Annotated in this window: 30 protein-coding genes and 1 pseudogene; 12 read left to right on the forward strand and 19 right to left on the reverse strand. The window is 61.1% G+C overall.

Annotation, left to right across the window (positions count from 1 at the left end):
- Nucleotides 1–76 precede the first annotated feature (76 nt).
- The 6 genes from NKI05_RS22455 (at nucleotide 77) to NKI05_RS22480 (ending at nucleotide 5444) form a co-directional block, all read left to right on the forward strand.
- Nucleotides 77–1264 (forward strand): methyltransferase domain-containing protein, encoded by a 1188-nt coding sequence (locus tag NKI05_RS22455; protein ID WP_155929547.1) that lies wholly within the window; start codon nucleotides 77–79, stop codon nucleotides 1262–1264.
- A 104-nt stretch (nucleotides 1265–1368) separates the two neighbouring features.
- Nucleotides 1369–2619: a class I SAM-dependent methyltransferase gene (locus tag NKI05_RS22460; protein ID WP_352793180.1), complete on the forward strand. Its 1251-nt coding sequence runs from the start codon at nucleotides 1369–1371 to the stop codon at nucleotides 2617–2619.
- A gap of 37 nt (nucleotides 2620–2656) precedes the next feature.
- Entirely contained in the window at nucleotides 2657–3652 is a 996-nt protein-coding gene (locus NKI05_RS22465) for a glycosyltransferase family 2 protein (RefSeq protein WP_023738638.1), read from the forward strand.
- A 169-nt stretch (nucleotides 3653–3821) separates the two neighbouring features.
- Nucleotides 3822–4496 carry a class I SAM-dependent methyltransferase gene (locus tag NKI05_RS22470; protein WP_023738637.1) on the forward strand — a complete coding sequence of 225 codons (675 nt, stop codon included), beginning with the start codon at nucleotides 3822–3824 and terminating at the stop codon, nucleotides 4494–4496.
- Entirely contained in the window at nucleotides 4480–5061 is a 582-nt protein-coding gene (locus tag NKI05_RS22475; protein ID WP_352793183.1) for a class I SAM-dependent methyltransferase, read from the forward strand. The genes NKI05_RS22470 and NKI05_RS22475 overlap by 17 nt, the downstream gene beginning before the upstream one ends.
- Nucleotides 5040–5444: a hypothetical protein gene (locus NKI05_RS22480; RefSeq protein ID WP_352793185.1), complete on the forward strand. Its 405-nt coding sequence runs from the start codon at nucleotides 5040–5042 to the stop codon at nucleotides 5442–5444. Before NKI05_RS22475 ends, NKI05_RS22480 begins: the two co-directional genes overlap by 22 nt.
- Nucleotides 5445–5471: 27 nt before the next feature.
- Here the strand turns inward: NKI05_RS22480 and NKI05_RS22485 are convergent, their stop codons facing one another.
- The 3 genes from NKI05_RS22485 to NKI05_RS22495 all read right to left on the reverse strand — a co-directional run bounded on the left by NKI05_RS22485 (nucleotide 5472) and on the right by NKI05_RS22495 (nucleotide 8272).
- Nucleotides 5472–6257 carry a GGDEF domain-containing protein gene (locus tag NKI05_RS22485; protein WP_023754713.1) on the reverse strand — a complete coding sequence of 262 codons (786 nt, stop codon included), beginning with the start codon at nucleotides 6255–6257 and terminating at the stop codon, nucleotides 5472–5474.
- A 396-nt stretch (nucleotides 6258–6653) separates the two neighbouring features.
- Nucleotides 6654–7313, reverse strand: a complete 660-nt coding sequence (locus tag NKI05_RS22490; protein WP_352793187.1) for a hypothetical protein — start codon at nucleotides 7311–7313, stop codon at nucleotides 6654–6656.
- Between the two features lie 446 nt (nucleotides 7314–7759).
- On the reverse strand, nucleotides 7760–8272 hold the full coding sequence (locus tag NKI05_RS22495; RefSeq protein WP_023814919.1) for a DinB family protein: 513 nt from the start codon (nucleotides 8270–8272) through the stop codon (nucleotides 7760–7762).
- Between the two features lie 269 nt (nucleotides 8273–8541).
- On the opposite strand from NKI05_RS22495, the gene bluB reads away from it, so the two are divergent.
- The gene (gene bluB, locus NKI05_RS22500) at nucleotides 8542–9177 is read left to right on the forward strand and encodes a 5,6-dimethylbenzimidazole synthase (RefSeq protein ID WP_023814920.1); all 636 of its coding nucleotides are present in this window, start codon (nucleotides 8542–8544) and stop codon (nucleotides 9175–9177) included.
- 12 nt (nucleotides 9178–9189) lie between these two features.
- On the opposite strand, the gene NKI05_RS22505 is transcribed toward bluB, so the two are convergent.
- Nucleotides 9190–9387, reverse strand: a complete 198-nt coding sequence (locus NKI05_RS22505; protein WP_023814921.1) for a hypothetical protein — start codon at nucleotides 9385–9387, stop codon at nucleotides 9190–9192.
- 238 nt (nucleotides 9388–9625) lie between these two features.
- On the opposite strand from NKI05_RS22505, the gene ndk reads away from it, so the two are divergent.
- The gene (ndk, locus tag NKI05_RS22510; RefSeq protein WP_023673443.1) at nucleotides 9626–10048 is read left to right on the forward strand and encodes a nucleoside-diphosphate kinase; all 423 of its coding nucleotides are present in this window, start codon (nucleotides 9626–9628) and stop codon (nucleotides 10046–10048) included.
- Between the two features lie 86 nt (nucleotides 10049–10134).
- On the opposite strand, the gene NKI05_RS22515 is transcribed toward ndk, so the two are convergent.
- Nucleotides 10135–10590, reverse strand: a complete 456-nt coding sequence (locus NKI05_RS22515) for a MarR family winged helix-turn-helix transcriptional regulator (protein WP_023701901.1) — start codon at nucleotides 10588–10590, stop codon at nucleotides 10135–10137.
- 64 nt (nucleotides 10591–10654) lie between these two features.
- Here NKI05_RS22515 and NKI05_RS22520 point away from each other — a divergent pair, with 64 nt between their 5' ends.
- Nucleotides 10655–11131 carry a cupin domain-containing protein gene (locus tag NKI05_RS22520; RefSeq protein WP_023701902.1) on the forward strand — a complete coding sequence of 159 codons (477 nt, stop codon included), beginning with the start codon at nucleotides 10655–10657 and terminating at the stop codon, nucleotides 11129–11131.
- Nucleotides 11132–11134: 3 nt separating this feature from the next.
- Here the strand turns inward: NKI05_RS22520 and NKI05_RS22525 are convergent, their stop codons facing one another.
- The 6 genes from NKI05_RS22525 to NKI05_RS22550 form a co-directional block, all read right to left on the reverse strand.
- Nucleotides 11135–11902, reverse strand: a complete 768-nt coding sequence (locus NKI05_RS22525; protein WP_023814922.1) for a YbaY family lipoprotein — start codon at nucleotides 11900–11902, stop codon at nucleotides 11135–11137.
- 69 nt (nucleotides 11903–11971) lie between these two features.
- Nucleotides 11972–12445 (reverse strand): molybdenum cofactor biosynthesis protein MoaE, encoded by a 474-nt coding sequence (locus tag NKI05_RS22530; protein ID WP_023742333.1) that lies wholly within the window; start codon nucleotides 12443–12445, stop codon nucleotides 11972–11974.
- Nucleotides 12446–12449: 4 nt separating this feature from the next.
- The gene (gene moaD, locus NKI05_RS22535; RefSeq protein WP_023673448.1) at nucleotides 12450–12707 is read right to left on the reverse strand and encodes a molybdopterin converting factor subunit 1; all 258 of its coding nucleotides are present in this window, start codon (nucleotides 12705–12707) and stop codon (nucleotides 12450–12452) included.
- Nucleotide 12708: 1 nt separating this feature from the next.
- Nucleotides 12709–13305 carry a CDP-diacylglycerol--glycerol-3-phosphate 3-phosphatidyltransferase gene (pgsA, locus tag NKI05_RS22540; protein WP_023673449.1) on the reverse strand — a complete coding sequence of 199 codons (597 nt, stop codon included), beginning with the start codon at nucleotides 13303–13305 and terminating at the stop codon, nucleotides 12709–12711.
- A gap of 170 nt (nucleotides 13306–13475) precedes the next feature.
- Nucleotides 13476–15551 (reverse strand): excinuclease ABC subunit UvrC, encoded by a 2076-nt coding sequence (gene uvrC, locus NKI05_RS22545; RefSeq protein WP_023814923.1) that lies wholly within the window; start codon nucleotides 15549–15551, stop codon nucleotides 13476–13478.
- Nucleotides 15548–16312, reverse strand: a complete 765-nt coding sequence (locus tag NKI05_RS22550) for an SDR family oxidoreductase (protein ID WP_023814924.1) — start codon at nucleotides 16310–16312, stop codon at nucleotides 15548–15550. Before NKI05_RS22550 ends, uvrC begins: the two co-directional genes overlap by 4 nt.
- A 411-nt stretch (nucleotides 16313–16723) precedes the next feature.
- Between NKI05_RS22550 and NKI05_RS22555 the strand changes: the two genes are divergently transcribed.
- A complete protein-coding gene (locus NKI05_RS22555; RefSeq protein ID WP_023673452.1) occupies nucleotides 16724–17374 on the forward strand; it encodes an outer membrane protein in 651 nt (216 codons plus the stop codon).
- 63 nt (nucleotides 17375–17437) lie between these two features.
- Here NKI05_RS22555 and NKI05_RS22560 read toward each other — a convergent pair whose 3' ends face one another.
- From NKI05_RS22560 to NKI05_RS22570, 3 genes are all read right to left on the reverse strand, one after another.
- Nucleotides 17438–18034, reverse strand: coding sequence for a glutathione S-transferase family protein (locus NKI05_RS22560; RefSeq protein ID WP_023814925.1), 597 nt, complete (start codon nucleotides 18032–18034; stop codon nucleotides 17438–17440).
- A 341-nt stretch (nucleotides 18035–18375) separates the two neighbouring features.
- On the reverse strand, nucleotides 18376–18765 hold the full coding sequence (locus tag NKI05_RS22565; protein WP_023673454.1) for a hypothetical protein: 390 nt from the start codon (nucleotides 18763–18765) through the stop codon (nucleotides 18376–18378).
- A 581-nt stretch (nucleotides 18766–19346) separates the two neighbouring features.
- Nucleotides 19347–19874 carry a DinB family protein gene (locus tag NKI05_RS22570; protein ID WP_352793193.1) on the reverse strand — a complete coding sequence of 176 codons (528 nt, stop codon included), beginning with the start codon at nucleotides 19872–19874 and terminating at the stop codon, nucleotides 19347–19349.
- A 62-nt stretch (nucleotides 19875–19936) separates the two neighbouring features.
- On the opposite strand from NKI05_RS22570, the gene NKI05_RS22575 reads away from it, so the two are divergent.
- On the forward strand, nucleotides 19937–20560 hold the full coding sequence (locus NKI05_RS22575) for a TetR family transcriptional regulator (RefSeq protein WP_031205213.1): 624 nt from the start codon (nucleotides 19937–19939) through the stop codon (nucleotides 20558–20560).
- Between the two features lie 97 nt (nucleotides 20561–20657).
- On the opposite strand, the gene NKI05_RS22580 is transcribed toward NKI05_RS22575, so the two are convergent.
- From NKI05_RS22580 to NKI05_RS22600, 5 genes and pseudogenes are all read right to left on the reverse strand, one after another.
- On the reverse strand, nucleotides 20658–21104 hold the full coding sequence (locus NKI05_RS22580; RefSeq protein ID WP_023673457.1) for a hypothetical protein: 447 nt from the start codon (nucleotides 21102–21104) through the stop codon (nucleotides 20658–20660).
- 202 nt (nucleotides 21105–21306) lie between these two features.
- Nucleotides 21307–21725, reverse strand: a pseudogene (locus tag NKI05_RS22585) (VOC family protein).
- Entirely contained in the window at nucleotides 21713–22264 is a 552-nt protein-coding gene (locus tag NKI05_RS22590; protein ID WP_023814927.1) for a MarR family winged helix-turn-helix transcriptional regulator, read from the reverse strand. Before NKI05_RS22590 ends, NKI05_RS22585 begins: the two are co-directional and overlap by 13 nt.
- A 192-nt stretch (nucleotides 22265–22456) precedes the next feature.
- Nucleotides 22457–23305 (reverse strand): 23S rRNA (adenine(2030)-N(6))-methyltransferase RlmJ, encoded by an 849-nt coding sequence (locus NKI05_RS22595; RefSeq protein WP_023673460.1) that lies wholly within the window; start codon nucleotides 23303–23305, stop codon nucleotides 22457–22459.
- 7 nt (nucleotides 23306–23312) lie between these two features.
- Complete coding sequence (locus NKI05_RS22600; protein WP_023673461.1) at nucleotides 23313–23927, reverse strand: hypothetical protein; 615 nt, start codon at nucleotides 23925–23927, stop codon at nucleotides 23313–23315.
- A gap of 182 nt (nucleotides 23928–24109) precedes the next feature.
- Between NKI05_RS22600 and NKI05_RS22605 the strand changes: the two genes are divergently transcribed.
- The gene (locus tag NKI05_RS22605; protein WP_031205215.1) at nucleotides 24110–25267 is read left to right on the forward strand and encodes an ATP-grasp domain-containing protein; all 1158 of its coding nucleotides are present in this window, start codon (nucleotides 24110–24112) and stop codon (nucleotides 25265–25267) included.
- Nucleotides 25268–25286 lie beyond the last annotated feature (19 nt).

The raw sequence follows: 25286 nt of genomic DNA on the forward strand, positions 1-25286 counted from the left end.
AACACGTTATTTAGCAGAAACCAGCAACTATATCAGCATAGGAATGGGTGGGGCGTTGCAGAATACACAGGGTATATTGACGTACCGACTGGGCAGCCTTTTGAATAGAGCCAATCTTGGCTCTCTGTTCACAGCAGCCGGTCGACCCGGTTTTCGACAGCTTTTTGCTTTTCGAAAACAGCCTGACCTCGACACGACCAATTCGCTGAGTTTTGCGGCACCGCCTCCCGAAGCGCCACCTTCCGAAGCACCGCCTCCCGAAGAATCGTCTGCGGAGCCACCGCATGCCGAAGCACCGCATGCCGAAAAATTTGTCCATTTGATCGACAATCTGTGGTGCGATACGTATGGCGTGTTCGTAAAAGGCTGGGCCCATGCTTGGGACCTCCCGATCACGGTGATGCGGCTGAAGAGCGGGGATTTTCGGGTAGAGGTTTCGGACTTCCACGACCGATCCGACTTGGCGACCTTCTTCCCATCACTGCATTCAATGAAATGCGGCTTCTCGGCCTACTTGGCCTGCAGTCCCTTCCGGCCGGTGGTTTTGGAAATCGAGACCGTCGATGGCTCGGCGGAATTCGAAATCTCCGCACTTTCGGCCAATCATCCTGTCAATACTGTCCTTCCCGAGCCGATGTTCACGCAACGGCGCTTTGCCGATGAGATGAAGAGGACCGGTGGTGTCGTCGTGGAAATCGGTGCGCGTGTCGTGGGGCCGTCATCTTCGCTACAGGCAGGGCAGTTCCAGCCCGAGTGCAAGTTCATCGGTGTCGACATTCATGAAGCGCCAGGCGTCGACGTTGTGGCAGACGCACATTTCCTGGGTGAGCATTTCGAGCCCGGCTCAATAGACGGAATATTCTCTTATGCGGTGATGGAGCATCTTAGTTGTCCGTGGCTGCTGGCGGCGCAAATCAACAGGGTGCTGAAGGTCGGAGGCCTGACCCTGCACTCGGTGCCTCAAGCCTTTCCAGTCCATGAAATGCCCAACGATTTCTGGCGGATTTCGAGCGAAGGCTTGAAAGTCCTGTTCGCACCCGAGATGGGCTTCGAGATCCTCGAAGTCGGAATGACGACGCCGGTCAAAATGTATGTGCACCCGGCGTTCCGGGAAGGTCCCATGCTCGAATTTGCGCTCCACGATGGAATGGCGGCGTCCTATGTCCTGGCGCGCAAGACTTTCGATCTTCCGGATGGTGCGGTTTCCTGGCCGCTCCAGCGCAGCGATTCCATGGACCACAGCAAAGCCTATCCGAAGCACTGATCACAACGATGCCAGAGAGGGGATTCATAAACTTCGACTGCCCACCGGCCCCGGCGGAATTCGTTTGCCCAGCGTGTGGTGGCGCCAATGCCAAGGCAAAAGTTTTGAGCGCCGGCACGATGTCGCTCTACCGATGCGATCGATGTGCGTCGCTGATTTGTCACCCGTTCCCATCAATCGACTATACGGAACACACCAACCCGTTGGGTATCCGCAACTACGTTGAAATGAACGCCTCCATCGACACTGTCGCGCGGAACATTCTCAGGGTCGTTCCAGAAGGTCGAGTCGGCAGAGTCGTCGATATCGGTTGCGGTTTCGGCTTTGCCCTGGATGCCGTTCGCACCATCGCCGGCTGGGAGGCCAAGGGCTTCGAGCCTTCACAGTATGGTGGCGCGGGGCGGGATCAACTCGGCCTCGATATCGTCCGCGATTTTGCGCCGCTGAACGCCAATCCACAATATCTGTACGATGTGGTGCATTGCTCGGAGGTAATCGAGCACATTCACGATGTGACCGGCTTTCTGGCAATCCTTAAATCGTATTTGGCCGAGGATGGGGTGATTGTCCTGACCACGCCCAATCCCGAGCGGATCAATCCTGCCACTGAACAATCCACCCTTCTGGCTCTGCTGTCACCTGGAGCTCACACGATCCTCTTTAGCGCTGAAGCGCTGACACGGCTGTTCGATGAAGCGGGATTGCCATTCGTATCCGTCGACAAAAGCGCAGACAGCACCTTGTTCTATGCATCGCGCAAACCGATCGAATTCCAACCCACCGAAAGTTGGCAGAGTAAGATCCTTTGGTATCTGGAGAATGCGGTTTCGCGCGCCACTCCTGGTTCTTCGTTGGCAATCGGCTTGCGCTATCGCCTTTTTCGCGGGGCCATCGATCACGGCAAGTACGAACTGGCGGAAAAGAGCTTCGCTTCAATTCTTGCTGATGCGCGGCCCAGACTGGATGACATAAACACGTTGGCGGAGTTTGCCGACCGGTGGCCGCTTTGCATAGCGGCTTCGACCTACTATCGCGGAATGCTGCTGCTCATCCACAAGGGCGACTACCTGCACGCGGCCGAGCATCTCTGTGCGGCACATCTGCTGTGCCGGAAAAAGCTGTCAATCGATTCCTCGGTAGCGGGCGTCGAAGCCGATTTAATCTGGCGGGCGAAGTATCACGAAGCGCTTTCGTTAAAATATGCAGGCCAGAACCGTCGTGCTCTCTCTGTTCTTCGGGCATTGGAAGAGAATGATTTATCGGTGAAAGTACCGCCAAACCTCATTCCGGATGTCGAAAACCTTAGGATCGATCTTACAAGCTTACTTCCTCGATATGAAACCCTAAATGCTTGAGTTATTCGGTTCTTGGCCACCGTGAAGGTTTTATTAGATGAAACGATCGATCGTTGCCTGCATACCGCTCTACAATGGTCGAAATTTCATTGGAGCGTCGCTGAAAAGCGTGCTCGAGCAAACTCGTCCGCCAGATGAGGTAATCATTGTCGACGATGGTTCCACCGACGGTGGTGCTGAAGTCGCTCGCGAAGTTGCCCGGGGCGACAACCGGGTATGTGTCCTGACGAAAGAGAACGGCGGTCAATCGTCGGCCCGCAATATGGGCGTCCGCAACTCCAAAAGCGACCTGATCGCTTTTCTTGACCAAGACGACTGGTGGTACCCAAAGCATCTCGAGACTTTGGAAGCTGCGGCAGGGCCTGAGCCTCAGGTAGGTCCATTCGGATGGGTCTACAGTGACCTTGACGAATACGATCGGGATGGAAATTTAGTGGTTCGGCAGATGCTCAAGCGACTTGGTTCAGAACATCCGAAACGGACGATCTTCAACTGCCTGTCCCAGAACATGTATGTCCTCCCGTCTGCCTCCCTCATCTCTCGCGAAGCGTTCGAGGCGGTAGGTGGATTTGACGAGCGGCTTTCCGGCTACGAGGACGACGATCTTTTTCTGCGGCTGTTCAGGGCGGGCTACACCAACAGGTTTCTGAGAGAGGCCTTGTCCGCGTGGCGCATTCATGGTGACTCCGCGTCATACAGCGCAAGAATGGCCAGGTCGGCTCTAATCTACGCAGACAAACTTCTGGTGGCATTTCCTGACGATGTTCCCTTGCGACGCTACTACGCCAGAGACCTGATAACGCCGCGTTTCTTTCGCAGTGCGGCTGGCACCTACCGGATTGCAGGCCAGTGCGGAAGCGCTGAACTGCTGATGCCGGCACTTGCGCTTATCGACAGGATCACGCCGACAATGAGGATCAGGCGATGGCTGATCATGCGGGCGATACGGCCTTTCCTCGGCAGCCACTTGGTTGCGAAACTGGCATCTTTGGAATTTACACGTAGCTTTGTAAGCCGGGTTCTCGCAATTTAGCGGCGTCTGGCAATAGCCTGTCCGACTATGCAAGTTGGCTTCGGCGCATTCCCTACGCGACGGCCAGCAAGTAATTGCTCCCCACTCCCGGTCTCCAGTCTGGCTGCGTTGTCGCGCCGGGCATGGCAGCGCGGCTCTCGCGAGATATTGGTATTGGGGTCGATTTCAGATGCTGGGAGACGGATTTCTACACAGATACTTTCTCAATAATGGAGGAAAGCGGCTTCATAAGTGGTTCCATTATTTCGATATCTACGAGCGCCATTTCGAACGCTTCAGAAACAGAGCGCCAACGATTCTCGAGATAGGCGTGTCCGGAGGCGGCTCCCTTCAGATGTGGAAGGCTTACTTCGGCCACGGCGCTCGCGTAATTGGCATCGATATCGATCCGATCTGCAAAGCGCATGACGAAGTCGGCATAGAGATATTCACTGGCAGCCAAGACGATCCGGCGCTGATCAACCAGATCATCGACAGATATGATGCCTTCGACATCATCATCGATGACGGAAGTCATATCATGCGACACGTAATGAAGAGCTTTGAGCTGCTGTATGACAAGGTCGACCCTCATGGCGTTTACCTCGTCGAGGATCTTCATACTGCGTATTGGGATGAGTATGAGGGCGGCCTGAAGCGAGCCGGGACTTTCATGGAGTTCGTCAAGGACAAGCTTGATGAGATAAACGCGGCACACGCAAGAGGCGCGATCCCCGTCTCTACCTTCACCCGATCGACAGCCTGTATCGCCGTCTACGACAGCGTGGTCGTGTTCGAAAAACGGCCGCAAGGCACCCGCCAAACCTCCATAACGACAGGAATGGGATATGCTGAACAGGAATGAGTTGCTGTTTTCATTATTCGATCCGAGCGGCTTCGGCCTGGAAATCGGACCAAGCTACAATCCTCTTTTGCCAAAGCGCCGTGGCTACAATGTCGAAATCGTCGACCATGCCGACGCCGCCAGCCTGCGCGAGAAATATCGCGACGATGCATCAAAGATCGAAGAGGTCGACTATGTCTCGGACGGCCGCACTCTGCTCGAGACCATCGGCTATGAGCAACGATACGATTTCATCTTTGCCTCGCATGTGATCGAACATGTCACCGACATCGTTCGTTTCCTCCAAGACTGCGAAACACTGCTGAAACCCGGGGGACGGCTTGTGCTGGCCGTACCAGACAAGCGCTTTTGCTTCGATGCGCTACGGCCGCTGTCCACTGTCGGTCAGACGCTGCAGGCCCATGCGGAAAAGCGCAAACGCCACACGCCGGGAATTCTGTTTGACCAGGTTTCGTATGTTTGCACCAAGGCCAAACAGACCTCTGGCTCGAGCCGACCTTTGACGATGTCGCCTTCCTGCAAAGCGACGAAGAGGCAAAAAGCATGTTCGAAGCCGTTCAGGTAGACACGGCCTATTACGATGCTCACGCGTGGCAGTTCACGCCGGCCTCGTTCCGATTTCTGATCAAGAAACTTCGTTCGCTCGGATACATCAAGTCGGGGGAACTTGCGTTTCACAAGAATGAACCGGGTCAGTTACACCTGCATGAGTTTTATATCAGTCTCTCGAAGAACGCCCCTGTCCTGCATGATTCCGATGTCGATCTGCTCAAGGAGGCGGAGCGGGAGCTGCGCGAAGTTGCCGTAAGCCGGGATGAGCTAAGCTTGCAGATCGCGGCCGCACACCAACAAATCCAGAGTCTCATTGCAACGAACCAGGCCCTGCTGAAATCGACATCCTGGAAGATAACCGCCCCGCTACGCTATGTCAGATCGGTGTTCCTGTAACACCACGCACGCCATGCAGGCTCACCCTCAATGCAAGGTCGGATCACCGGCCAGCAGGCCGCGCGGCCCGGTCGTTTCGAAACTGACCTGGTCGCGGCCGTTGGACTTGGCCTTGTAGAGGTGCCGGTCGGCCGTCAGGAACATGTCGGCATAGGTGGTGGGTCCGCTGAAGGCGACGCCGCCGATGCTCACCGAGAGCGGACAGGGCCGCCCATCCGGGGCAAACTCGACCTCGCGGATGCGCCGCCGGATCCCCTCGGCAACCAGCCAGGACTGCGACGGGTCGGCGCCGGGCAGGAAGATGGCGAACTCCTCGCCGCCGATGCGTCCGACGATGTCGGCGCCGCGCAGCTGGGCCTTGATCGTCTGCGCGATCAGCTTGAGCGCCTGATCGCCGCAATCGTGGCCCAATCGATCGTTGATGGTCTTGAAATGATCGGCGTCGACGATCAGCAGGGCGCCGGCATCGACGACGGCCTGGCTGCGCGCCTGTTCGAGATAGGCCTCGACCAGCATTGAAAACGCGCCGCGGTTGAACACCGCGGTCAGGCTGTCAGTTGCCGCGACAATGCTCAGATTCTTCTGGGCGATCGCCAGCTGGCGCATCTTGTACATCAGGAAAGAGAAGAACGATCCACCCAGCACAAGCGGCAGTAGCAGGTCGGTGAGCTGCGCCCAGCGCAATGCTTCGGGCGACAGCGACGGAAAATTGTAGGAATCGACAAGGAAGGCCGCCGCGATACAGATCGCCGTGCCGACAACCGTGACTGCTATGACCCTGCCCCAGCTGGTGGGCGACAGATCGACCCGCATGCCATTTCTCCCACTGTGTTCGCCATTTTGCAGCGGGAACACAAATGAAACCCTAAAATCTTACCTGCAATTCGAATGTGGTTAACCAGAACAATTCCAGCAAAAGTGTGAGCGGCTTTCCGGGAAGAGCGCGTTGGGCGCTTTCCCCTTCGGAATTGCCAAGACAAAGGGATAGCGCGTTTCACCGTTTCCGTTAAACGATAAAACGCTCCGGCAATCGAAAGGCGCGATCGGTTGCCTTGTGAGTGGCGACAAAAAGCCCGCCACTTGCGCGGCGGGCTTTCCGACTGGCCGGAGGCTTCTCGTCAGCGCATGTCCCTTGGGAAGTCTGGGCCATGCGGTAGGAGAGTGCCGTAAAGCCTCACGGCTGGCTCGACACTCCCGGCGAAACCTGTCTCAGCGACGCGAGATCATAAGGCATAGCTGCCGCAGATCGCTGTCGTAGGTGCCCTCGCTGGCGAGCACATCGACGCAGCGCTTCTTCATACGTGTCAGCTGGCTGTTCGACATGCTGGCGACGACACCGGGTGTCCCAGGGGTGCCTGGTGTTCCAGGAGTTCCTGGAGTGCCGGGGGTACCGGGCGTACCGGGCGTGCCCGGCGTTCCGCCAATGCCGACGCCGACACCGACGTTGATGCCGCTGACGACGTTGACGCCGACACCGGCCTTGATACCTCCGCTGCCGCCGACCGTGGCCCCAACACCGGCCTTGATGCCACCGGCTCCGCCGACCGTCGCGCCAGCGCCGGCCTTGATGCCGCTGCTACCGCCGACTGAGGCGCCGAGGCCCGCAGTAACGCCGCTATTGCCGCCGACCGTTGCGCCAGCACCCGCCTTGATACCGCCGCTGCCGCCAACCGAGGCGCCGGCACCGGCCTTGACCCCGCCGCTGCCGCCGATCGAAGCGCCAACACCGGCATTGATGCCGCCAGCACCGCCGATAGATGCGCCGACACCGACGCCAATTCCGCCGCCTGCATTCGCGGGAGCGGCAAAAATGACGATAATTGCACCCGCCGCCAGTGTTCTAGCGATTTTTTGAGTGATATTAACCATGACACTCTCCTTGTTGCCGTTCTGCTTTGTGCATTGCAACATGCCAGCAAACCAAAGCAGACATATGCTTATGCACTCACAGCTACGCACGAGTCTTCCTTATAGTTTCTTTATTTTTTCCAAGAATAAGGATTGTAGTTCTCAAGGCGTGCACTGGTCTGCTAAAAAAAAATATGTTTTTGCTTCAACATTTAAACTTTGTTTAATTCTCTAAACAGAAATTCCACCGGAGTTGGAGCGGGTTGTGGCTGCGGCGGCCTGGAGCCGAAGGCCCACAAAAGGCGGGCCACCGACAGCCCAGCCACCTGGCCCCGTCACCGGGCAGCGTTGTGCCGACAGGGTCCTCACAACCCGGCTGGAATTCAGAGCTGGCGTCGGGGATGGATGGTCGGCGCAAATGTACCGGTAACGCTCCCGTGCGTTCAAACGGAAGCGCGGTCAGGAGATCAGGCGTAGGCGCGGCCTTCGTCGGTGCGTTGGAAAAAGGCCAGGTCGAGCTGCACCGAAGGCCGGCCGAGAATGGTCAGGATGGCGTGCGCCTGGCCGCGGTGATGGGTCTGGTGGTTGAAGACGTGTCCCAGCGCCGGCGCCAGCCGCTGCGAGACGGTGCGCATGTCGGAAACGGTCATGTAGGAGAAGCGGCCGGACAAAGCCTTTTCGGTCAAACCGCCGACCCAGTCGACGATCCGCCTGTCCTCGGCCTCACGCGCCAGCTTTAGGCCAGGCAATGCGCGGTGCAGGATGGCGTCGAGCTTCGTCGGCGCGTCGCCCTCGCCGGTGAAGCGTTTCATCCAGATGCGGTCGGTGGCCAGCAGATGGTTGAGCGTGCCCATCATCGAGCCGAAAAATGCGCCGACATCGCGGTTGAACTCTTCTTCCTCAAGTGCGGCGACGGCATCGTAGATGCGGCCATTGGCCCATTGATTGTAGGCCGCGAACATCATGAAATGCTGTTTCATCTTTTTCCCGCCGACGAGTTCCGCTTCAGCCGCAGGCGACTAATTAGACCGCGAGGGCGCAGCCGCCAATGACCATTCTGTTCAATAAACTCGTCGGACACGACGCGACCCGTCCGTTCAGCCCGCATTGCTGGAAGGAGGCGGCGGCAGCAGCTTAGGGAGTAGGCAGCAGGCAATAGGGTCCGAGCGCTGTACTGCCTACTGCCTACTGCCTACTGCCTACTGCCTACTGCCTACTGCCTATTCCCCACACAAGTCTCCTGATCGCCATGCCACCACCCCCCGATTTCACCGATGATTTTCGCGCCGGGCTGGTCACGCTGCTGCGCTGGCGCCGGGATGTGCGGCGCTTCGAGCGGACGGCTTTGCCCGAGGGTACGCTGGAGCGGCTGCTGGAGCTTGCCAGCATCGCGCCGTCCGTCGGTCTCAGCCAGCCGTGGCGCTTCGTGGTGGTCGACAGCGCCGAGCGGCGGGGCGCGGTGAGAGACTGTTTCGAGCGCTGCAATGCCGAGGCGCTGGCATGCTTTTCGGGCGAGCGCGCCGCGCTCTATGCCCAGCTGAAGCTCGCCGGTCTCAATGAAGCGCCCTGCCAGTTCGCGGTTTTCGCCGACCGCACGACGCAACAGGGCCATGGGCTCGGCCGCATGACCATGCCGGCGACCATCGACTATTCGGCCGTCATGGCGGTGCACACACTGTGGCTGGCGGCGCGGGCGGAAGGCATCGGCATGGGCTGGGTGTCGATCCTCGACGCCGCCGAGATGGCCGCAATCCTGGACACCCCGCCTGAGTGGACGCTGATCGGCTATTTCTGCCTCGGCTATCCCAGCGAGGAGCATGAGATGCCGACGCTGGAGTGCGAGGGCTGGGAGCGCCGGCGGCCGCCCGTTGTTATCAGGCGGTAGTGATACTGACAGTCACTTCGCGCCGTCTTTGCCGACCAGCTTCACGCAGATCGGGTCGCCCTTCGGCATCGGCGTGCATTGCCATTCGGGGCCGAAGCCGAAGTTCGTATCTGTGCGGCGACCCAGAAAGAGCAGCAGAACAAGGCCCACGGCAGCAAAAATGCCGATAATCAATAGGCTGGTGGTAGGCCAGCGCGTCCCGTCAAACATGGTCCGATGTCTTTCCGTTCCGCTGATTTCCCTTCGAAACCGTGCGTGCCTGCGCAATCGCCATTTTCCCGCAAAGCCTTGCCTTTGACCACAGCGTTGCGAACAGCCATGCGGGCGGTCGCGGTCGAATAACGCTGCCGGGGCGCCTCCCCTTGGCAATGGGCCGGGCGGCTTGTATAGAGCCCGCCACTCCACATTCCGATCTCAAGACTTTCCATCTCAAGACAAGGACGACCCCATGGCGCTCGAACGCACCTTTTCCATGATCAAGCCGGACGCGACCCGGCGCAATCTTACCGGCGCCATCACCAGGATGCTGGAAGAGGCCGGCCTGCGCGTCGTCGCCTCACGTCGCGTGTGGATGAGCCGCCGCGAGGCCGAAGGCTTTTACGCCGTCCACAAGGATCGTCCGTTCTTCGGCGAACTGGTGGAATTCATGTCGTCGGCGCCGACCATCGTGCAAGTTCTGGAAGGCGAAAACGCCATTGCCAGGAACCGCGAAGTGATGGGCGCGACCAACCCCGCCAACGCCGCCGAAGGAACCATCCGCAAGGTCCACGCGCTGTCGATCGGCGAGAATTCCGTGCACGGCTCCGACGCGCCGGAAACCGCCGCGCAGGAGATCAAGTACTGGTTCTCCGACACCGAGATCGTCGGCTGAGCCGACGCGAACCAATGTATGCAAGAGGCCGGCACTTCGCCGGCCTTTTTCTTTGGTCAGGTCCCGGCTTCGGCTTCATGCCGCTTTCAACGGATGAGCGGCGTGTCCCAGAGGTCGCCGAGCAGCGTTTTCAGCTCCGTGAAACGCTTCTCGCCCAGTTCCTCGGCCCATTCCCGTTCGACGTCGAGCAGGATGTCGGCCATCTTCTGGTATGCGGCGCGCCCGCGGTCGGTGAAGTGGACGACGGTCCCGCCGCTCTCATCGGGTGCCGCCGAGCGAGTGATATAACCCATCGCTTCCAGCGTCTTCAGCAGTTGATTCATGGCCTGCTTGCTCATCGCGGCGCGCTCGGCGAGCGCGCTCGGCCGAAGGCCATCCGGGCCGGGATATTGGATCACCGCCATATGCGGCGGGCTGAGGTCCTCGAAACCCGACGCCCTGAGATCCCTGATCAGCTTGCGGTGAATGGCCATGGCCGGAACGCGCAGCAGTGCACCGATCAGCGGTGGCTTCTTTGGCGGTTCTTCCGCGGATAATGGCATTGACACTCTGGTAAATTGAGTTTACTCATTTCGGTAAATTCAATTTACCACGTGGGAGGATGAAATGCTAGACAGAGCTAGCCAGATCAGCGTCAATCCGGCCGACGAGACAATCAGCCATGGCGGCCTTGCCGTGCGCTTCCTGCTTACCGGCGACCAGTCGAACGGCAGCATCGCCGCCTTCGAACTGACGGTCGCCGGCTCGCAGCGCCTGCCCGCCCCGGCGCACAGCCACGATCACTATGAAGAGACGATGTACGGGATCGAAGGCGTGCTGACGCTGACCGTCGACGGACACCGGCACGATATCGGGCCTAGGCAGGCGCTGTGCATTCCGCGCGGCGCGGTCCATCGCTTCGACAACGACACCGCCGCGACCGCCAAGGTGCTGTGCGTGGTGACACCGGCGGCGATCGGCCCGGAATATTTTCGCGAGGCCTTCGCCATCTTCAGCACTGGCGGCCCGCCAGACCGCACCAGGCTGATGGACCTGATGCGCCGGTTCGGCCTGACGCCGGCGCCCCCGCCGCCGCAGTCTTGATTCTTAGCTCGCTGCGTTGAAGCGCAAGATATCGTGGCCGTCCTTGTCGGCGATGATCAGCTTGCCGCCATCGACACGGTATGACGCCGCCTTGGCGAGCGCCTCGAACAGCGCCTTTTCCTCGGCCATGATCTCCGGCGCGCAGGCCTTGTAGGTCGAGCCGATGTCGCTGATGACGATGGTCTCGCCATCGACCTTGGCGGTGGCGAAATAGGCGTTGCACGGGCCGCTGCCGCCCGCCTTGCCGGCTTCGCTGACCCGGAACGTCGCCTGCGGCTCCGAAATCACGCCGATACCGTCGATATATTCGACTAGCCAGCTCTGGCCGAACAGCGAGGCCGAGGTCGGCTTGTCGCTCGGCGCCACCATTTTCAGCACAATGGCCTGCGGCGCCTCGCTGAGCGGATCGACCTGATAGCGCGAGTCCGTGACGAACAGCAGCTTGTCGTCGGCGGTGATGCGCGCCTGCAGCGCATAGGTCATGTTGGGCCGGATCACCGTTGGATCGAAGCTGATCTCGAACTTGATCGGCACCTGGCCGGCCGGCGCTACCTTGCGCTCGCCGACAATGGCGGCCGGCGCATCGGCCAGCGATACATCGGCAAGTTGAACCGACAGCACGGCGTTGGGCGGCAGCGCGATGCGCTCGCGATACATCACCTCGCCCTTCAGGGTTTTCTCGGCGGCGACGGAAGGCTCGGGAACGGCCAGAACGCCGATAACCAGCGGCACAAAACCGAAGACGAAGAATTCGGCGATCCTGTCCAGCATGCCCTTGCTCCCTTTTTGCCGATGCGATTTGGCCAAGGGAATGCGGTCAATACATGGCTGCGCCGAGATTTATTCGGGCCGCGCCTTCCAGCGCGCCGCAGCCTGGTCGTCGGCGTCCTTGGCCTCGACCCAGCCGCCATCGCTGCCGTCCACGCGGTGCTCCTTCTTCCAGAAAGGCGCACGCGATTTCAGGAAATCCATCAGGAAATTCGCCGCCTCGAACGCCGCCTGCCGGTGTGACGACGCCGCCACCACCAGCACGATGTTTTCGCCCGGTGCGATCTTGCCGTGGCGGTGGATGACAGTCAGGCCTTGCAACGGCCAGCGCTGAAGCGCCTCGCCGGCGATCCGGCTGATTTCGGCCTCGGCCATGCCTGGATAGTGCTCGAGTTCCAGCGCCGACAGCTGGCCCTGCTCGTCGCGGCAAAGTCCTGAGAAGGACACTACGGCGCCGATGTCGGCGCGACCCCCGGTCAGTTTCGCGATCTCGGCGGCAACGTCGAAATCGTCGCGCTGGATGCGCACCGTCGGCGCGCCGGACATGGTGTCAGCCCCCGGTCATCGGCGGAAACAGCGCGATCTCGCGCGCGCCGGCTATCTTCTCGCGATGCTCGACATGTTCCTGGTTGATGGCGACGCGGATCACATCAGGATATTGCAGCGCGTGCTCATATTCCTCGCCACGCGATTTCAGCCAGCGCAGGAGGTCGGCCACCGTCTCGATACCGGCGGGCAGTTCGACATCCTCTTCCGGCTTGCCGATCCGTTCGCGCACCCAGGCGAAATAAATGAGCCGGGTGATCATCTCACTCGTCCATGATGTGCTTGAGGCCGGCGCGGAAATAGTCGTAGCCGGTGTAGAGCGTGACGAGGGCTGCGATCCACAGCAGCACCAGTCCGGTCTGCGTGGTCAGCGGGAAGATCTTGTCGCCGGCAGGCCCAGCCAGCAGGAAGGCGATGGCGACCATCTGGATGGCGGTCTTCCATTTGGCGAGCTGCGTCACCGGCACCGAGACTTTCAATGCCGCCAAATATTCGCGCAGCCCCGAAACCAGGATTTCGCGGCACAGGATGATGATTGCCGCCCACAACGACCAGCCTGCGATGCCGGCATGACGGTCGGTGTCGGCGGCGAGCAGCAGCAGGCAGGTGGCGACCAGCAGTTTATCGGCGATCGGATCCAGCATCTTGCCGATGTTGGACGTCTGCTGCCAGGCGCGCGCCAGATAGCCGTCGAGATAGTCGGTGATCGAAGCCAGCAGGAAGATGATCAACGCCGACCAGCGGGCGAAGTCGCTCGATTTCAGATGCCCCTCGAGAAAAAAGCACAGCACCACCAGTGGCACCGCGACGATGCGGGCATAGGTAAGCATGTTAGGCAGGTTGAACGCGCGCTTGGCCATATCTCAGGGACTCTTTCTGCCTGCGTACTCAAATCAGAACCGGATGTAGGGGGTCAACAGGCGAGATTCGATTGGCCAGACGAAAATAGCGCGCGATTGCCGGGATTCGAGTGGCCTGCGAGAAAAGAACGGCTGCTGCCATTTGATCGGGACAGCGGCGTCACCGGCGCTCAGCTCTCATGGAAATGATTGTAGACGAGCTTGGCGACCTGCTCTGAAATACCGTCGACCTTGACCAGATCCTCGACTGCCGCGCGGCTGACCGCCTTGGCAGTGCCGAAGGCCAGCAGCAGCGCGCGCTTGCGGCCGGGACCGATGCCGGCGATCTCGTCGAGCGGGCTCTTGACCAATTCCTTCTTCCGCCGCGCGCGGTGCGAACCGATGGCGAAGCGATGCACCTCGTCGCGCAGCCGCTGGACGAAATAGAGCACGGGATCCCTCACGGGGAGCGAAAACGAGTCCCTGCCTCTGACGAAAAAACGCTCGCGGCCGGCATCGCGGTCCTGGCCCTTGGCGATGCCGATGGCCGCCACGCGATCCTCGATGCCGAGGTCGGCGAGGATCTTGCGCACCGCGCTCATCTGGCCCTGGCCGCCATCGATCAGGATGACGTCCGGCCAGGCCGGGAAGCTGCCGGAGATGTCTTCCTCGATGTCGTCGCCTGCTCCACCGGCTGCCGCGTCGTCGGGAACGACATCGCCATGTTCCTTCAGCAGCCGCGAAAAGCGCCGTTCCATCACCTCGCGCATCATGCCGAAATCGTCACCGGGCGTGATCTCGGTCGAGCGGATGTTGAATTTGCGGTACTGGTTCTTCACAAACCCTTCCGGCCCGGCGACGACCATGGCGCCAACGGCGTTGGTGCCCATAATGTGCGAATTGTCGTAGACCTCGATGCGCACCGGCGGCTTGGGCAGGCCGAAGGTCTCGGCAAAGCCGGCGAGCAACCGGCCTTGCGTGGAGGTTTCGGCCAGCCGGCGGCCGAGCGCCTCGCGGGCATTCTGCAGCGCGTTGTCGGTCAAATCCTTCTTCTCGCCGCGCTGCGGCACCGAGATCGACACTTTACGGCCGGCGCGGGTGGACAGCGCTTCGGCCAGCAGTTCCTGATCCTGGACGCCTCGCGACAGCAGAATGTTCCGTGGCGTAGGCTTGTCGTCATAGAACTGCGCCAGGAACGAGCCCAGCACTTCCGCCCCCTCCAGTGCCGGATCGGCCCTGGGGAAATAGGCGCGGTTGCCCCAGTTCTGGCCGGTGCGGAAGAAAAACACCTGGATACAGACTTGGCCGCCCTCCTGATGGATGGCAAAGACATCGGCCTCGTCGACCGTGGCCGGGTTGATGCCCTGATGGCTCTGCACATGGGACAGTGCAGCCAACCGGTCGCGATAAATGGCGGCGCGCTCGAAATCGAGCTCCTGCGAGGCCTGCTGCATGGCGGCAGAGATTTCGGTCTTCACCTTCTGGCTGCGGCCCGACAGAAAATCCTTCGCCTCGCTGACCAGCTCGGCATAGTCGCTATGCGAGATCTCCCCGGTACATGGACCGGCACAGCGCTTGATCTGGTAGAGCAGGCACGGCCGGGTGCGGTTTTCGTAAAAGGAGTTGGTGCAGCTCCTGAGCAGGAAGGCGCGCTGCAGCGAATTGATGGTGCGCCCGACCGCGCCGGCCGACGCAAAAGGTCCGAAATAGTCGCCCTTGCGCGAGCGCGCACCGCGATGCTTGTAGATGCCGGGCGAGACGTGATCGCCGGTCAACAGGATGTAAGGGAACGACTTGTCGTCCCGCATCAGCACATTGAAACGCGGCCGCAAGCGCTTGATGAGATTGGCCTCGAGCAGCAGCGCTTCGATTTCGGTGCGGGTGACGACGAACTCCATCGTCGATGTCTCGCGCACCATGCGGCCGATGCGGGCGGTGTGGAACCGGCCTTGCGCGTAGTTGGTCACCCGCTTCTTCAGGCTGCGCGCCTTGCCGACATAAAGCACGTCGCCGGCAGCGTTCATCATGCGGTAGACGCCGGGCGCATTGGGCAGCCGCTTGACCAATGTCTGGATGACCTCGGCGCCGACCATGCCGTCGGCGTCGCCGGCATGCGGCGCCCAGTCTATCGCTGTGAAGGCGACATCGGGCCCGGTGGCCTCGGGCTCGACGATCTCCTCGACCGCTTCATCCTGAAGGTTGATCTCGGGCGGCATATCGTCGGCGGCGCCGGCGCGCGTCTTGTGTTTCTGGTCTGCGGGACTCATTCCACCATGCCTGTCACATCCGGCGTCTGCCATGCAAGATGCTGGCCGCCGTCAAGCGCGATCATCTGGCCGGTCACCGAGCGCGCATCCCAGAGATAGCGGATGGTGGCGCCGAATTCGGCCAATTGCGGGCCGCGCTCCAGAATCAGGCCATCGACCTGCTTCTGGAAATCATGATCTTCCTGGCGCGTATTCTTCAGCGTCGGACCGGGACCGATGGCGTTGACGCGGATGCGCGGACCGAGCGCCTGTGCCAGCATTTCGGTCTGCGTCCACAAGGCCGACTTCGACAGCGCATAAGAGAAATAGCGCGGCGTCGGCCGCCAGACGCGCTGGTCGATGATGTTGACGATCAGCCCCTCCTGCCCTGGCGGCAAGGCGCGGGCGAAGTTTTGCGCCAACAGCGCCGGCGTCTTCACATGGATGGCGAAGTGAAGGTCCCATGCCGCCCAGTCGAAGTCCTCGACGCTATCGTCGACGAACAGCGACGCATTGTTGACAAGAAGCGTGACCGGGCCGAGCGCTGCCGCGGCGCGGCCGACGAGATCGCCAACCGAATCCATGTCGGTCAGATCGGCGGCTACCACGCCGGCGCGGCCGCCTCCGTCCCTGATGTTCGCAGCCAGCGCGTCGGCCTCGGCGGTCGAGCGGTTGGCGTGGATGGCGACGGCAAAACCGTGCGCGGCCAGATCCTCGACGATCGCCTTGCCGATCCGCTTCCCCCCGCCCGTCACCAGCGCCGTTCCGGCGGCTTCGATCATCTGTCAATCCTCAATCTGCGCCTCAATTCGGCTGGCGGCACATTGTGACGCGTCCAGGGGTTAAATGCCGTTTCCACCTGGGGCAGGAATGTGGCGAAACGGCTTTTTCGCCGCCGGCACCGCCCCGGATTCGGGTCGGCAGGACCGCAATATAGGACGCTGAACCCGTTGCACCAAGCCGAGTGCAGTGCAGCATCGCCTGCGTACTGACATTTCGCTGTTGCGAAGATGCAACGTCAAGCTTCGGCCTCATTCGTGCCGGGGAATGACCCATTTTCAGGTTCGCTGCCGCCGCATTTTGACACGACATTCGGAACCGTTGAGTGCCAGATCCGTTTCACCCCCCGGACGGGTTGATGGCGCTCAGGACAAACAGGCCTACGTGTCTTGTGGCTTAAGGAGTAAACAACAATGCAAACCAATCTCAAATTCGCGCCGCTCGCGGTTGCGCTCGGGCTCTTCGCCCTCAGCGGTACCGCTTTTGCTGCCGATGTCGTCTCGGAAGAGCCCCCGGCGCCGGCCCCGATCGCCGAGCTCCCCGTCGCTTCCTGGGCCGGCCCGTATGCCGGTCTCAGCGCCGGCTACGGCTTCAGCGGTCATGCCAAAGTCCAGGACGGCGGCCCCGACATCAAGACCAAGGGCTTTGTCGGCGGCGTTTTCGGCGGCTACCAGTGGCAGCAGGAAAACTTCGTGTACGGTGCTGAAGCCGATCTCGGCTACAATGGCGTCAAGGGTGACAGCGGCGGCGTCAATTCCAAGGGCGGCTTCGAAGGCTCGCTGCGCGCCCGTCTGGGTTACGCCGTGACCCCGGAAATCCTGCTCTACGGCACCGGCGGCGGCGCCCTGAAGAACCAGAAGGTCTCGGTCCCCGGCGACAGCGACAGCAACACCATGCTCGGCTGGACGGCCGGCGTCGGCACCGACATCAAGATCACCGACAATGTGTTCGGCCGTGTCGAGTACCGCTACACCGACTTCGGTTCCAAGAGCTTCGACAGTGTCGGCACCAAGGTCAAAGAGAGCGACAACCGCGTCACCTTCGGCGTCGGTATGAAGTTCTAACTGTCGTTCAAGCCACGACACAAGAAAGCCGGGCCTCGCGCCCGGCTTTTTTTGTTTCGCCCGTCAGGCCGGCACAGCCACCTTCAGCCCCGGAAACTTCTCATCGAAACGCGCTGCCCAGCGGGTCAGGCGGCCGCGGCCCTTTTCCCATTTGCCGGCGAAGCGCAGAGAGAGGTAGCCGAGGCAGGCACGCAACGCCAGCTGGCCAAGCGTGATCTTCTTCGGCAGCTTCGGCGGATTGGCGTTGAGGAAATCGAGTGCGGCGGTGATCTTGGTCCACTGGCGATCGAGCCAGGGTTGATAGACCATCTCCTCCGGACGCGTGCGCCGCTCATAGACCATCGACAGCGCGCAGTCGCATATGCCGTCGGCCAGCGCCTCCAGCACTTCGGCCTTGAGGCGCTTGTCGGCATTGCGCGGCAACAACAGGCTCTTGGAAGCGCGGTTGAGATGCTGAGTGATCGCGCGGCTGTCGTGGATCGAGCGGCCGTCGTCGAGCACCAGCACCGGAATCTTGCCGAGGGGATTGGCTGACATCAGTTCAGCAGGCTTGTCCTCGGTCTTGACCAGCACCAGCTCGACGGCAATGCCGGCATGGAGTGCTGCCATGCGCACCTTGGAACTGTAGGGGGATGAGGACGCGTAGAGCAGCTTCGGCATGATCGGTTCCCTGTTTTCGGACGGCCAGTGCATGTCGCTCAACAATGCGGCTCCGGTCTTGAGAACGACGCGCGTAAAACAAAGGTCTAGAGCGCGTCGCCTGAACCCCATCGGATGCGACCGCCTTAGTGTTGGCCGATCTTCCCTGAGGGAGCAACTGCCAGAAGGGCAAAACCAGGCGGCCAATCCGCCGACAATGAAATCGCCAATGCATGTCTCACAGAAGTGGCGTCAATTTCGAGAGAACGACATGCATCAAAACAAGACCTAAATCACCACAAAAAAGCTCCCGGGAATCTGCCAGTCGGCAAAGTTCCCGGGAGCTTTGAGATGGTCCGCTGTTACTTCTTCTTGGCGGCTGGCTTTTTGGCCGGTGCAGCCTTCTTCACAGCTGCCGTCGACTTGGCGGCGGCGGCCTTCATCGGAGCCTTGGCGGCGGGTTTTGCCGCTGCCTTGGCTGCCGGCTTCTTGGCGGCGGGCTTGGCTGCTGCCTTCGCAGCAGGCTTCGCCACAGCCTTGGCGGCCGGCTTCTTGGCGGCGGGTTTCGCTGCTGCCTTGGCGGCGGGTTTTGCTACTGCCTTAGCTGCCGGCTTTGCCGCTGCCTTGGCGGCCGGCTTTGCCGCTGCCTTCGGTGCTGCCTTCTTTACTGCTGCAGGTTTCGCGGCAGCTTTCGGTGCCGCTTTCTTTGCCGGCGCTTTCGCCGCCGGCGCCTTCGTCGTGGTCTTTGCCATGCGATGCCCCTTGCGTTTGTGCCGATGGCCGTGAGTGACCCGGCGAGCTAATGCATATCTGACTCGTGCGTATCTAGCCAGCGAAGCATTACATAGAATTTCGCAGATTAAGTTTCGGTTACGCTGAGAGCATGATCGCAATGATCGGCACAGAAATCGGCAAGAAATCTTCCCGCTTCGCAGCGAACTGTTGCGAGAGAAATCTCTGATATCGCGACTCACACGTTCTTCTCGTCAAGCTCACATTCTCTTGCAACGCCGTCGATCTCACGCGGTCATCGGCGGCCTATTGGATGGCAACAATCATCGCACCGCAGAGGCTGATCTTGCTTCATCCCCACGGTTGCAGGAACAGCACTAAACTAAACGCGAGCTTTTTACTCGTATATCGAAAGTGGTTGGATGGAAGCCAGGAAAGACAGTACTTGAAGGGACAGCCTGTTGTGTTGGACGTTTCCCAGACGAGAAGGGAGATCGCCAGCTTCGGCGCAAGAGATGCCCAACGGAAATGGGAAACGAAAGATCGGGGAATCCTCCTCCCGGGAAGCCGCGGTCCCTTGGAAGCCAACGGGTGCGGGCCCCTAAGCGCCAACCCGTTCGCGCACCTGCAGCCGGCGCGAAGGCTCGGCGTGGTGGAGGTGGACGGCAAACGTATCCCACGGCGCCGCAATGCCGATCTGCATCAGGATCCGCCCGATCTCGCCGCGGTGATAGCCGCCATGCGTGACGACATGTGTCAGCATTTCCTGGCGTGACATCATCGCCCTGTCGCCGTCGGTGAAGGTGAAAGGCACAGGCTCTGACATGACCTTTGGCGAGACGGCTTCGATATAGTCGAGATACCAACGATCCACCGCAGCGACATCAGCGCTCAATTCATCGAGTGCCGGTGTGTCCTCGGTGTTGTCGGACGCATAGCCATGACGCGTGCCGGAAAGATGCGCGGCGAATATCTTCGATACGACAAGGTTGTGGTTGATGAGACGGGTCGCCGTGTGGCGCTGATCGACATGCTCCTGCTGGTCGAGGCCCGCAAGCTTCTGCAGCAATTCACCATTCGCCCAGGCTTGATAAACGAAGAGGCTGCGGAGCAAATCCAGCGCGTCCATGGTCTGTATCCTTTGCAAAAAATGTGAGTATATTATCTATATTCTTGGCTGCTGGAGCAGACATGTCTACTCGCACTGCAAAGCCGCGCTCACGCATGCGCAAGCAGCCGCGCCAGGCGCGTTCGAGAGCGACGGTCGAGGCGATCATCGAAGCCGGTGCTCATGTTCTAAGCGCGCTCGGCTGGGCCGGCTTCACCACCAACAAGGTGGCCGATGCGGCCGGCGTCAGCATCGGCTCGCTCTATCAATATTTTCCCGACAAGCTGTCGCTGGTCGAAGCAATTCGCCGGCGACATTTCGATCAGGTGCTGTCGGTGATCGCCGAATCAACAGAAGGCGACAAGCCGCTCAAACGATTCGCGCAGGAGCTGGTGCGCGGCATGATCGATGCGCACAGCATCCATCCGACGCTGCATCAGGTGCTGCTCGACGAGGCGCCGGGCGATCGCGGCTCACGCGCCGCCCATGCCTCGTTCCAGTCGCGCTATCTTGATCACTACACGGCGGCGGTGGCGCAATATCGCAGGCGCAGAAAGGACAATGAGACCGTGGCCCGGGTGCTGTCCTCAGCGGTCGAGGGCGTCATCCACAATGCCGCGCGGCGAGACATGCTCGACTTGCCGGAACTGCAGAAGCAGTTGGTCGAGCTGATCTGCGCTTACGTATCTGGTGGGAAGGCGATGTGAGGCAGCGGCAGCAGTTCGGAGATTGGCGAAACCGGAGCGACATCAGATCTCCCCCTTGCGGGGAGATAGCAGGTTCAACGGCGGTTCTTATCCGACCTTAGCGCAGGACGCGGCAGCGGCCGTTGTAGACCATCCAGCGGTCGAAGCCCGAGACGCAGAATTCGACATTGTCGCCGATCGAGGCAAAACCCTGGCCTTCCTCGATCAAGTACCAGATGGTGCGGGCGCGGCCATCGGAAAGGCTGACGGTGGCGCCGCAATAGCGGCGGCCGATCGGCCATTCTTCGCTGGCCGGGAGATAGCGATGCTGGTGGATGCGTTGGAAATCGGTGATCGAAACATCCGGCAGATGCGGCACGTGATGCACCTGGTAGGAGAAGCGGCTGGAGATCTTGCTTAGCACCCAGGCCTCGCCGCAAACGCCGCTGTCCTCGTCGGAATAGACGGAAAGATCGGCGGCCTGCGCTGGCTGGCCGAGGGGTGCGGCCAGCGGCGTGCAAAGCGAAATCAGGGCAGCAAGAGCGGATTTGGCAAAGCGAGTCATGGCAGCCTCTCAAAGGTCGACTGCGCCCACTTTGCGGATTCGGCGGCGCGCGGTCAAGCGGTCGCGCTGCCGATGGTTTCCCGCTCCGCAACCGGTTTTTCCGGTGCGAAGCTGCGAAACCACGTCCTGACGTTTGAAAAAGCTCGCCTTGCCCATTAGGAAAAGCGGCCTGCCCATGGCCGGCGGGCCGCCGAAACCCGGTTCAGCCTTGCTTGGCGTCGCCCTGCGGTATGGCGGCCGGGTCCATCCACATCGCTTCCCAGACGTGGCCGTCAGGATCGGCCAGGCTGCGATTGTACATGAAGCCATAATCCTGCTGGGGCGTTGATGTCGGCGGCGCCGCCATTTTTAGCCGCCGCCTCATTCATCGCATCGACCGCCGCGCGGCTGTCGCAGGACACGGCAAGCATGACCTCGCTCGAGGTGGCCGGTGGGATGGGGCGATCGGTGAACTGACGCCATTTGGGTGAGCAGCATGACGTTGATCGTTTCGCTCAGCACCATGCAGGCTGCGGTGTCGTCGGTGAAGTGCGGGTTGTTGTCGAAACCGAGAGCTTTGTAGAAGGCCATCGACGCAGCGAGGTCGGCGACGGGCAAGTTGACGAAGATCATACGGGGCATAGCGTCTCCTTGACAGTACACAGTTGAAACCGGACCGGCGTTGCGCCGGACCATCCTCCGATGCCTTCTCTCAACGCACCGGTTTTGCTTTGCCGCGCACCCTCTCGGTCTGCGCCTTCTGCATCGCTTCGACCTCTTGATAAAGCCGAGCAAAAACTGCATCTCGGCCGCCGAATATTTCTCCAGCAATGCGTCGCCCGCCTCGAGGATCGGATGGTAGCAGCGCCGGACGAGTTCCTCGGTGCCCGCCGCGACCATGACCTGCGCCTGTCATCGGGATCCGGCTGGCGGCTGACGAAGCCGCGCTTTTCCAGCCGGTCAATCAACGTCGTAACCGCCGCCGGCGTGAGATTTGTCTCCCTCGCTACGACGTTTGCCGGCCGCGGGCCGTGACTGATCGCGCCGAGACAGCGGCGCCCGGCAGCGCTCAGCACATAGATTTCGGCGACGGTCCCATCGAACGTTTCGACGGCATCCTGCCAGCGCGACATCGCGAAGCCTATCGCGTTGACCAGTTCCTCTTCTGTCGATCTTGGCATTCGATTCGAAATCTAATAATTAGATATCTATCTCTCGGATTCTGGGATTAGCGTCAACGCCGAGCCGATTAGATGTGCATCTCCATGGTTTCGGTTCGTTGAACACAGCTGAGCATTCGCGGATGGCGCCACCGTCAAAACCTCTAGCGACTTTGTGTCTTTGCCGCGGGCGTCGCCCGCTGCGAAGCGTCGCTACTCCCCGGCCAGCCATTCCAGCGACCAGTGCGCCGGCTTTTCGACCGCCAGCAATCTGTGCAGGACCGGCAGCACGATGCGCAGTTCGCGCTCCAGCGTGAAGGGCGGGTTGACCACCACCATGCCGCTGCCGTCGAGGCTTGGTTCACGCGATGCCGGCCGGATCTCGAACTCGATGTCGAGCAATTTTGGGACGCCGGATTGCTTGAGCGCCTTGCGGAAGGCGATGATCGCTTTGCGATCCTTGATCGGATACCACAGCGCGTAGATGCCACCCGGCCAGCGCCTGTGCGCTTTCTGCATGCCGTCGACGAGGCGGTCGAATTCGCCGGCTTCCTCGAACGGCGGATCGATCAGCACCAGGCCGCGCTTTTCCTTTGGCGGCAGATGCGCGCCAAGCGCCAGCCAGCCGTCGAGTTCGATCACCCTTGTCTGGAAATCGCCGGCAAACAGCGTCTTCAGCCTGGCGGCATCTGCGCCGTGCAGTTCGATCGCCGACAACCGGTCCTGCTTTCGCATGAGGTGCCTGGCGATCAATGGCGAGCCCGGATATTTCTTCACCCCGCCATCGGGATTGAGCGAACGCACCGCTTCAAGATAGGGGGCAAGCAGCGCAGCCGCCGATTTTTCGATCGGGGCGTCGATGAGGCGGCCGATGCCGCCTTGCCATTCGCCGGTCTTTTGCGCTTCCGCCGACGAAAAATCGTAGCGGCCAATGCCGGCATGAGTGTCGAGGACACGGAACGCCTTGTCCTTCTGCTTCAGATAGTCGAGCAGAAGGCTGAGCACGACATGCTTGACGACGTCGGCGAAATTGCCGGCGTGATAGGCGTGACGGTAGTTCATGCCGCGCTCATGTCGAGGAGCCTCTGCCCCAACGCGGCGGTGGCGGCTTCGAGTTCGGGTTCTCCGGCCGGCGACCGCCGAAAGCCAGAGTAAGCAGGAAGCCGATCAGGCCGACGGCCATCAGCCCATAGCCAACCGGCCGTGCGCGTTGATCGATCTCACCGGCGCCGGAGCGCAGTATCAGATCCACTGCGCGTATCGGGATATCGTCGGCGTCGCCCGGGCCGGCGGTGAAGAGATAGGCGCCGGGACTGACGGTTTCGATCACGCCGGCCTCGTCGCGAAAGATCTTGTCGGGCAGTTGCGGGCTGACCTGGCGCGGATTGTCGGCGTGGTTGAATTGCAGCGTCGAGGCAAGCACCGTGCGGCCGGCTGTGGCGGCAGTCAGCGTCAGCACAGTGCGCTGCTGCGAGACAATGCGCTCGGCCCTCGCCGTCAGGTCGACCAGCACTCTGACCGGCGCGTCGCCAGCTTTCAGCGTCACCGTCACAGGCCTAAACCGTCCCTGGTCGTAGACGCGCCAGGCGCCGATCTCGTGGCCGGAGAAATTGCTCATGGCCCAGGGATACACGAAGCCAATGGCGGCGCCGGCAAGCAGTATCAGGACAAACAGAAAGCGCATTGAGGAGATCCGGGTGTTCAACAGATTGCCAATAACGCCCCGAAGGCCAAAAAGCGATGGCTGACGCAGCGGAGCCACCTTTGTGGAGTCCGTTGGCGGCACGCAAGCCATGTGGCACTTATGGCGAATGAAGCCTTCCGCAGAAGCATCGACTCGTCTTTTCCAACCGATGCCGGTGGCTCATGCCCAATAGCACCGTGCTGATCACCGGTGCCCGCGCGCCGGTGGCGCTGCACCTGGCGCGGCTGCTGCATGGCGCCGGTCGCCGGGTGATCCTGGCCGACAGCCCGGCCCGGCCGATCGCCGCAGCGAGCACGGCCTGCGCCGCCTACCATCGCCTGCTGCCGCCGCGCTTTGCCGCCGACGCCTATGCCAAGGCGGTCGAAGCGCTTGTCCGCGCGGAAGGCATCGAACTCGTTATCCCGACCTGCGAGGAAGTCTTTTATCTCGGTCGTCTCTGGCAGCACCGCGCCATGCCGGCCCGCCTCTTCGCACCCGAGATGGCGATGCTCGCCAGCGTTCACGACAAGCATGCCTTCATCCGGCTGGCGCAGAGCCTTGGGCTCGACGTGCCGGAAACGATACTGCTGCAAAGCGAGGCCGATCTCGACGGCGTTCGTGGCCAATCGCGCGAATTGGTGTTCAAACCTGTGTGGTCACGTTTTGCCCGTGACGTACTGCTGCGGCCATCGCCGGACGAACTCGACGCCGTCCGCCCCTCGCCCGCCGCTCCTTGGGTGGCGCAGCGCTACATCGCCGGTGAAGAGATCAGCGCCTATGCGGTGGCGGTCGAGGGTGAACTCAAAGCGCTGGCGCTCTACCGTTCGCTCTATCGCGCCGGCAAGGGCGCCGGCATCTGTTTCGAGCCGGTCGAGGATATCGCGGCGCGGCGCTTCGTCGAAACCTTCGTCGCCGGCGCCGGCTGGACCGGCCAGATATCCTTCGACCTGATGCGCGAGAACAACGGCAGGGTGCTGCCACTGGAGTGCAATCCGCGCGCCGTGAGCGGCCTGCACTTCTTTCGCGATCCGCGGCGCTTCGCCGACGCGGTGCTGGAGGATGGCGCCGAGGTGAAGCCCGACGTGACGGCGCCGCAGACGGTGAGGCTGGCGATGTGGATCTACGGGATGCCGGCGGCACTGCGCTCCGGTGGTCTCGGCAGCTTTCGCCAGGCGATGCACGATGCCGATGAGCTGCTCGACTGGCCGGGCGACCCGGCGCCGAAGCGGGCGCAGTGGCGCACGCTGGCCGAGATCGCCGGCACAGCACTGCGCCAGCGCATCAGCCTTCAGGCTGCGTCGACGCGCGATATCGAGTGGAATGGGCCGGAGCAGGACTAGTCGAGTTGAAGCGGAACTT

The sequence above is a fragment of the Mesorhizobium sp. M0771 genome (genome assembly GCF_040320155.1).
Lineage (GTDB): Bacteria > Pseudomonadota > Alphaproteobacteria > Rhizobiales > Rhizobiaceae > Mesorhizobium.

Bases quoted from the DNA above. Each gene is read 5' to 3' on its own strand.
- NKI05_RS22465 (WP_023738638.1), top strand. From the start codon at position 2,657: ATGAAACGATCGATCGTTGCCTGCATACCGCTCTACAATGGTCGAAAT.
- NKI05_RS22470 (WP_023738637.1), top strand. From the start codon at position 3,822: ATGCTGGGAGACGGATTTCTACACAGATACTTTCTCAATAATGGAGGA.
- NKI05_RS22475 (WP_352793183.1), top strand. From the start codon at position 4,480: ATGCTGAACAGGAATGAGTTGCTGTTTTCATTATTCGATCCGAGCGGC.
- NKI05_RS22480 (WP_352793185.1), top strand. From the start codon at position 5,040: ATGTTCGAAGCCGTTCAGGTAGACACGGCCTATTACGATGCTCACGCG.
- NKI05_RS22485 (WP_023754713.1), bottom strand. From the start codon at position 6,257: ATGCGGGTCGATCTGTCGCCCACCAGCTGGGGCAGGGTCATAGCAGTC.
- NKI05_RS22490 (WP_352793187.1), bottom strand. From the start codon at position 7,313: ATGGTTAATATCACTCAAAAAATCGCTAGAACACTGGCGGCGGGTGCA.
- NKI05_RS22495 (WP_023814919.1), bottom strand. From the start codon at position 8,272: ATGAAACAGCATTTCATGATGTTCGCGGCCTACAATCAATGGGCCAAT.
- bluB (WP_023814920.1), top strand. From the start codon at position 8,542: ATGCCACCACCCCCCGATTTCACCGATGATTTTCGCGCCGGGCTGGTC.
- NKI05_RS22505 (WP_023814921.1), bottom strand. From the start codon at position 9,387: ATGTTTGACGGGACGCGCTGGCCTACCACCAGCCTATTGATTATCGGC.
- ndk (WP_023673443.1), top strand. From the start codon at position 9,626: ATGGCGCTCGAACGCACCTTTTCCATGATCAAGCCGGACGCGACCCGG.
- NKI05_RS22515 (WP_023701901.1), bottom strand. From the start codon at position 10,590: ATGCCATTATCCGCGGAAGAACCGCCAAAGAAGCCACCGCTGATCGGT.
- NKI05_RS22520 (WP_023701902.1), top strand. From the start codon at position 10,655: ATGCTAGACAGAGCTAGCCAGATCAGCGTCAATCCGGCCGACGAGACA.
- NKI05_RS22525 (WP_023814922.1), bottom strand. From the start codon at position 11,902: ATGCTGGACAGGATCGCCGAATTCTTCGTCTTCGGTTTTGTGCCGCTG.
- NKI05_RS22530 (WP_023742333.1), bottom strand. From the start codon at position 12,445: ATGTCCGGCGCGCCGACGGTGCGCATCCAGCGCGACGATTTCGACGTT.
- moaD (WP_023673448.1), bottom strand. From the start codon at position 12,707: ATGATCACCCGGCTCATTTATTTCGCCTGGGTGCGCGAACGGATCGGC.
- pgsA (WP_023673449.1), bottom strand. From the start codon at position 13,305: ATGGCCAAGCGCGCGTTCAACCTGCCTAACATGCTTACCTATGCCCGC.
- uvrC (WP_023814923.1), bottom strand. From the start codon at position 15,551: ATGAGTCCCGCAGACCAGAAACACAAGACGCGCGCCGGCGCCGCCGAC.
- NKI05_RS22550 (WP_023814924.1), bottom strand. From the start codon at position 16,312: ATGATCGAAGCCGCCGGAACGGCGCTGGTGACGGGCGGGGGGAAGCGG.
- NKI05_RS22555 (WP_023673452.1), top strand. From the start codon at position 16,724: ATGCAAACCAATCTCAAATTCGCGCCGCTCGCGGTTGCGCTCGGGCTC.
- NKI05_RS22560 (WP_023814925.1), bottom strand. From the start codon at position 18,034: ATGCCGAAGCTGCTCTACGCGTCCTCATCCCCCTACAGTTCCAAGGTG.
- NKI05_RS22565 (WP_023673454.1), bottom strand. From the start codon at position 18,765: ATGGCAAAGACCACGACGAAGGCGCCGGCGGCGAAAGCGCCGGCAAAG.
- NKI05_RS22570 (WP_352793193.1), bottom strand. From the start codon at position 19,874: ATGGACGCGCTGGATTTGCTCCGCAGCCTCTTCGTTTATCAAGCCTGG.
- NKI05_RS22575 (WP_031205213.1), top strand. From the start codon at position 19,937: ATGTCTACTCGCACTGCAAAGCCGCGCTCACGCATGCGCAAGCAGCCG.
- NKI05_RS22580 (WP_023673457.1), bottom strand. From the start codon at position 21,104: ATGACTCGCTTTGCCAAATCCGCTCTTGCTGCCCTGATTTCGCTTTGC.
- NKI05_RS22590 (WP_023814927.1), bottom strand. From the start codon at position 22,264: ATGCCAAGATCGACAGAAGAGGAACTGGTCAACGCGATAGGCTTCGCG.
- NKI05_RS22595 (WP_023673460.1), bottom strand. From the start codon at position 23,305: ATGAACTACCGTCACGCCTATCACGCCGGCAATTTCGCCGACGTCGTC.
- NKI05_RS22600 (WP_023673461.1), bottom strand. From the start codon at position 23,927: ATGCGCTTTCTGTTTGTCCTGATACTGCTTGCCGGCGCCGCCATTGGC.
- NKI05_RS22605 (WP_031205215.1), top strand. From the start codon at position 24,110: ATGCCCAATAGCACCGTGCTGATCACCGGTGCCCGCGCGCCGGTGGCG.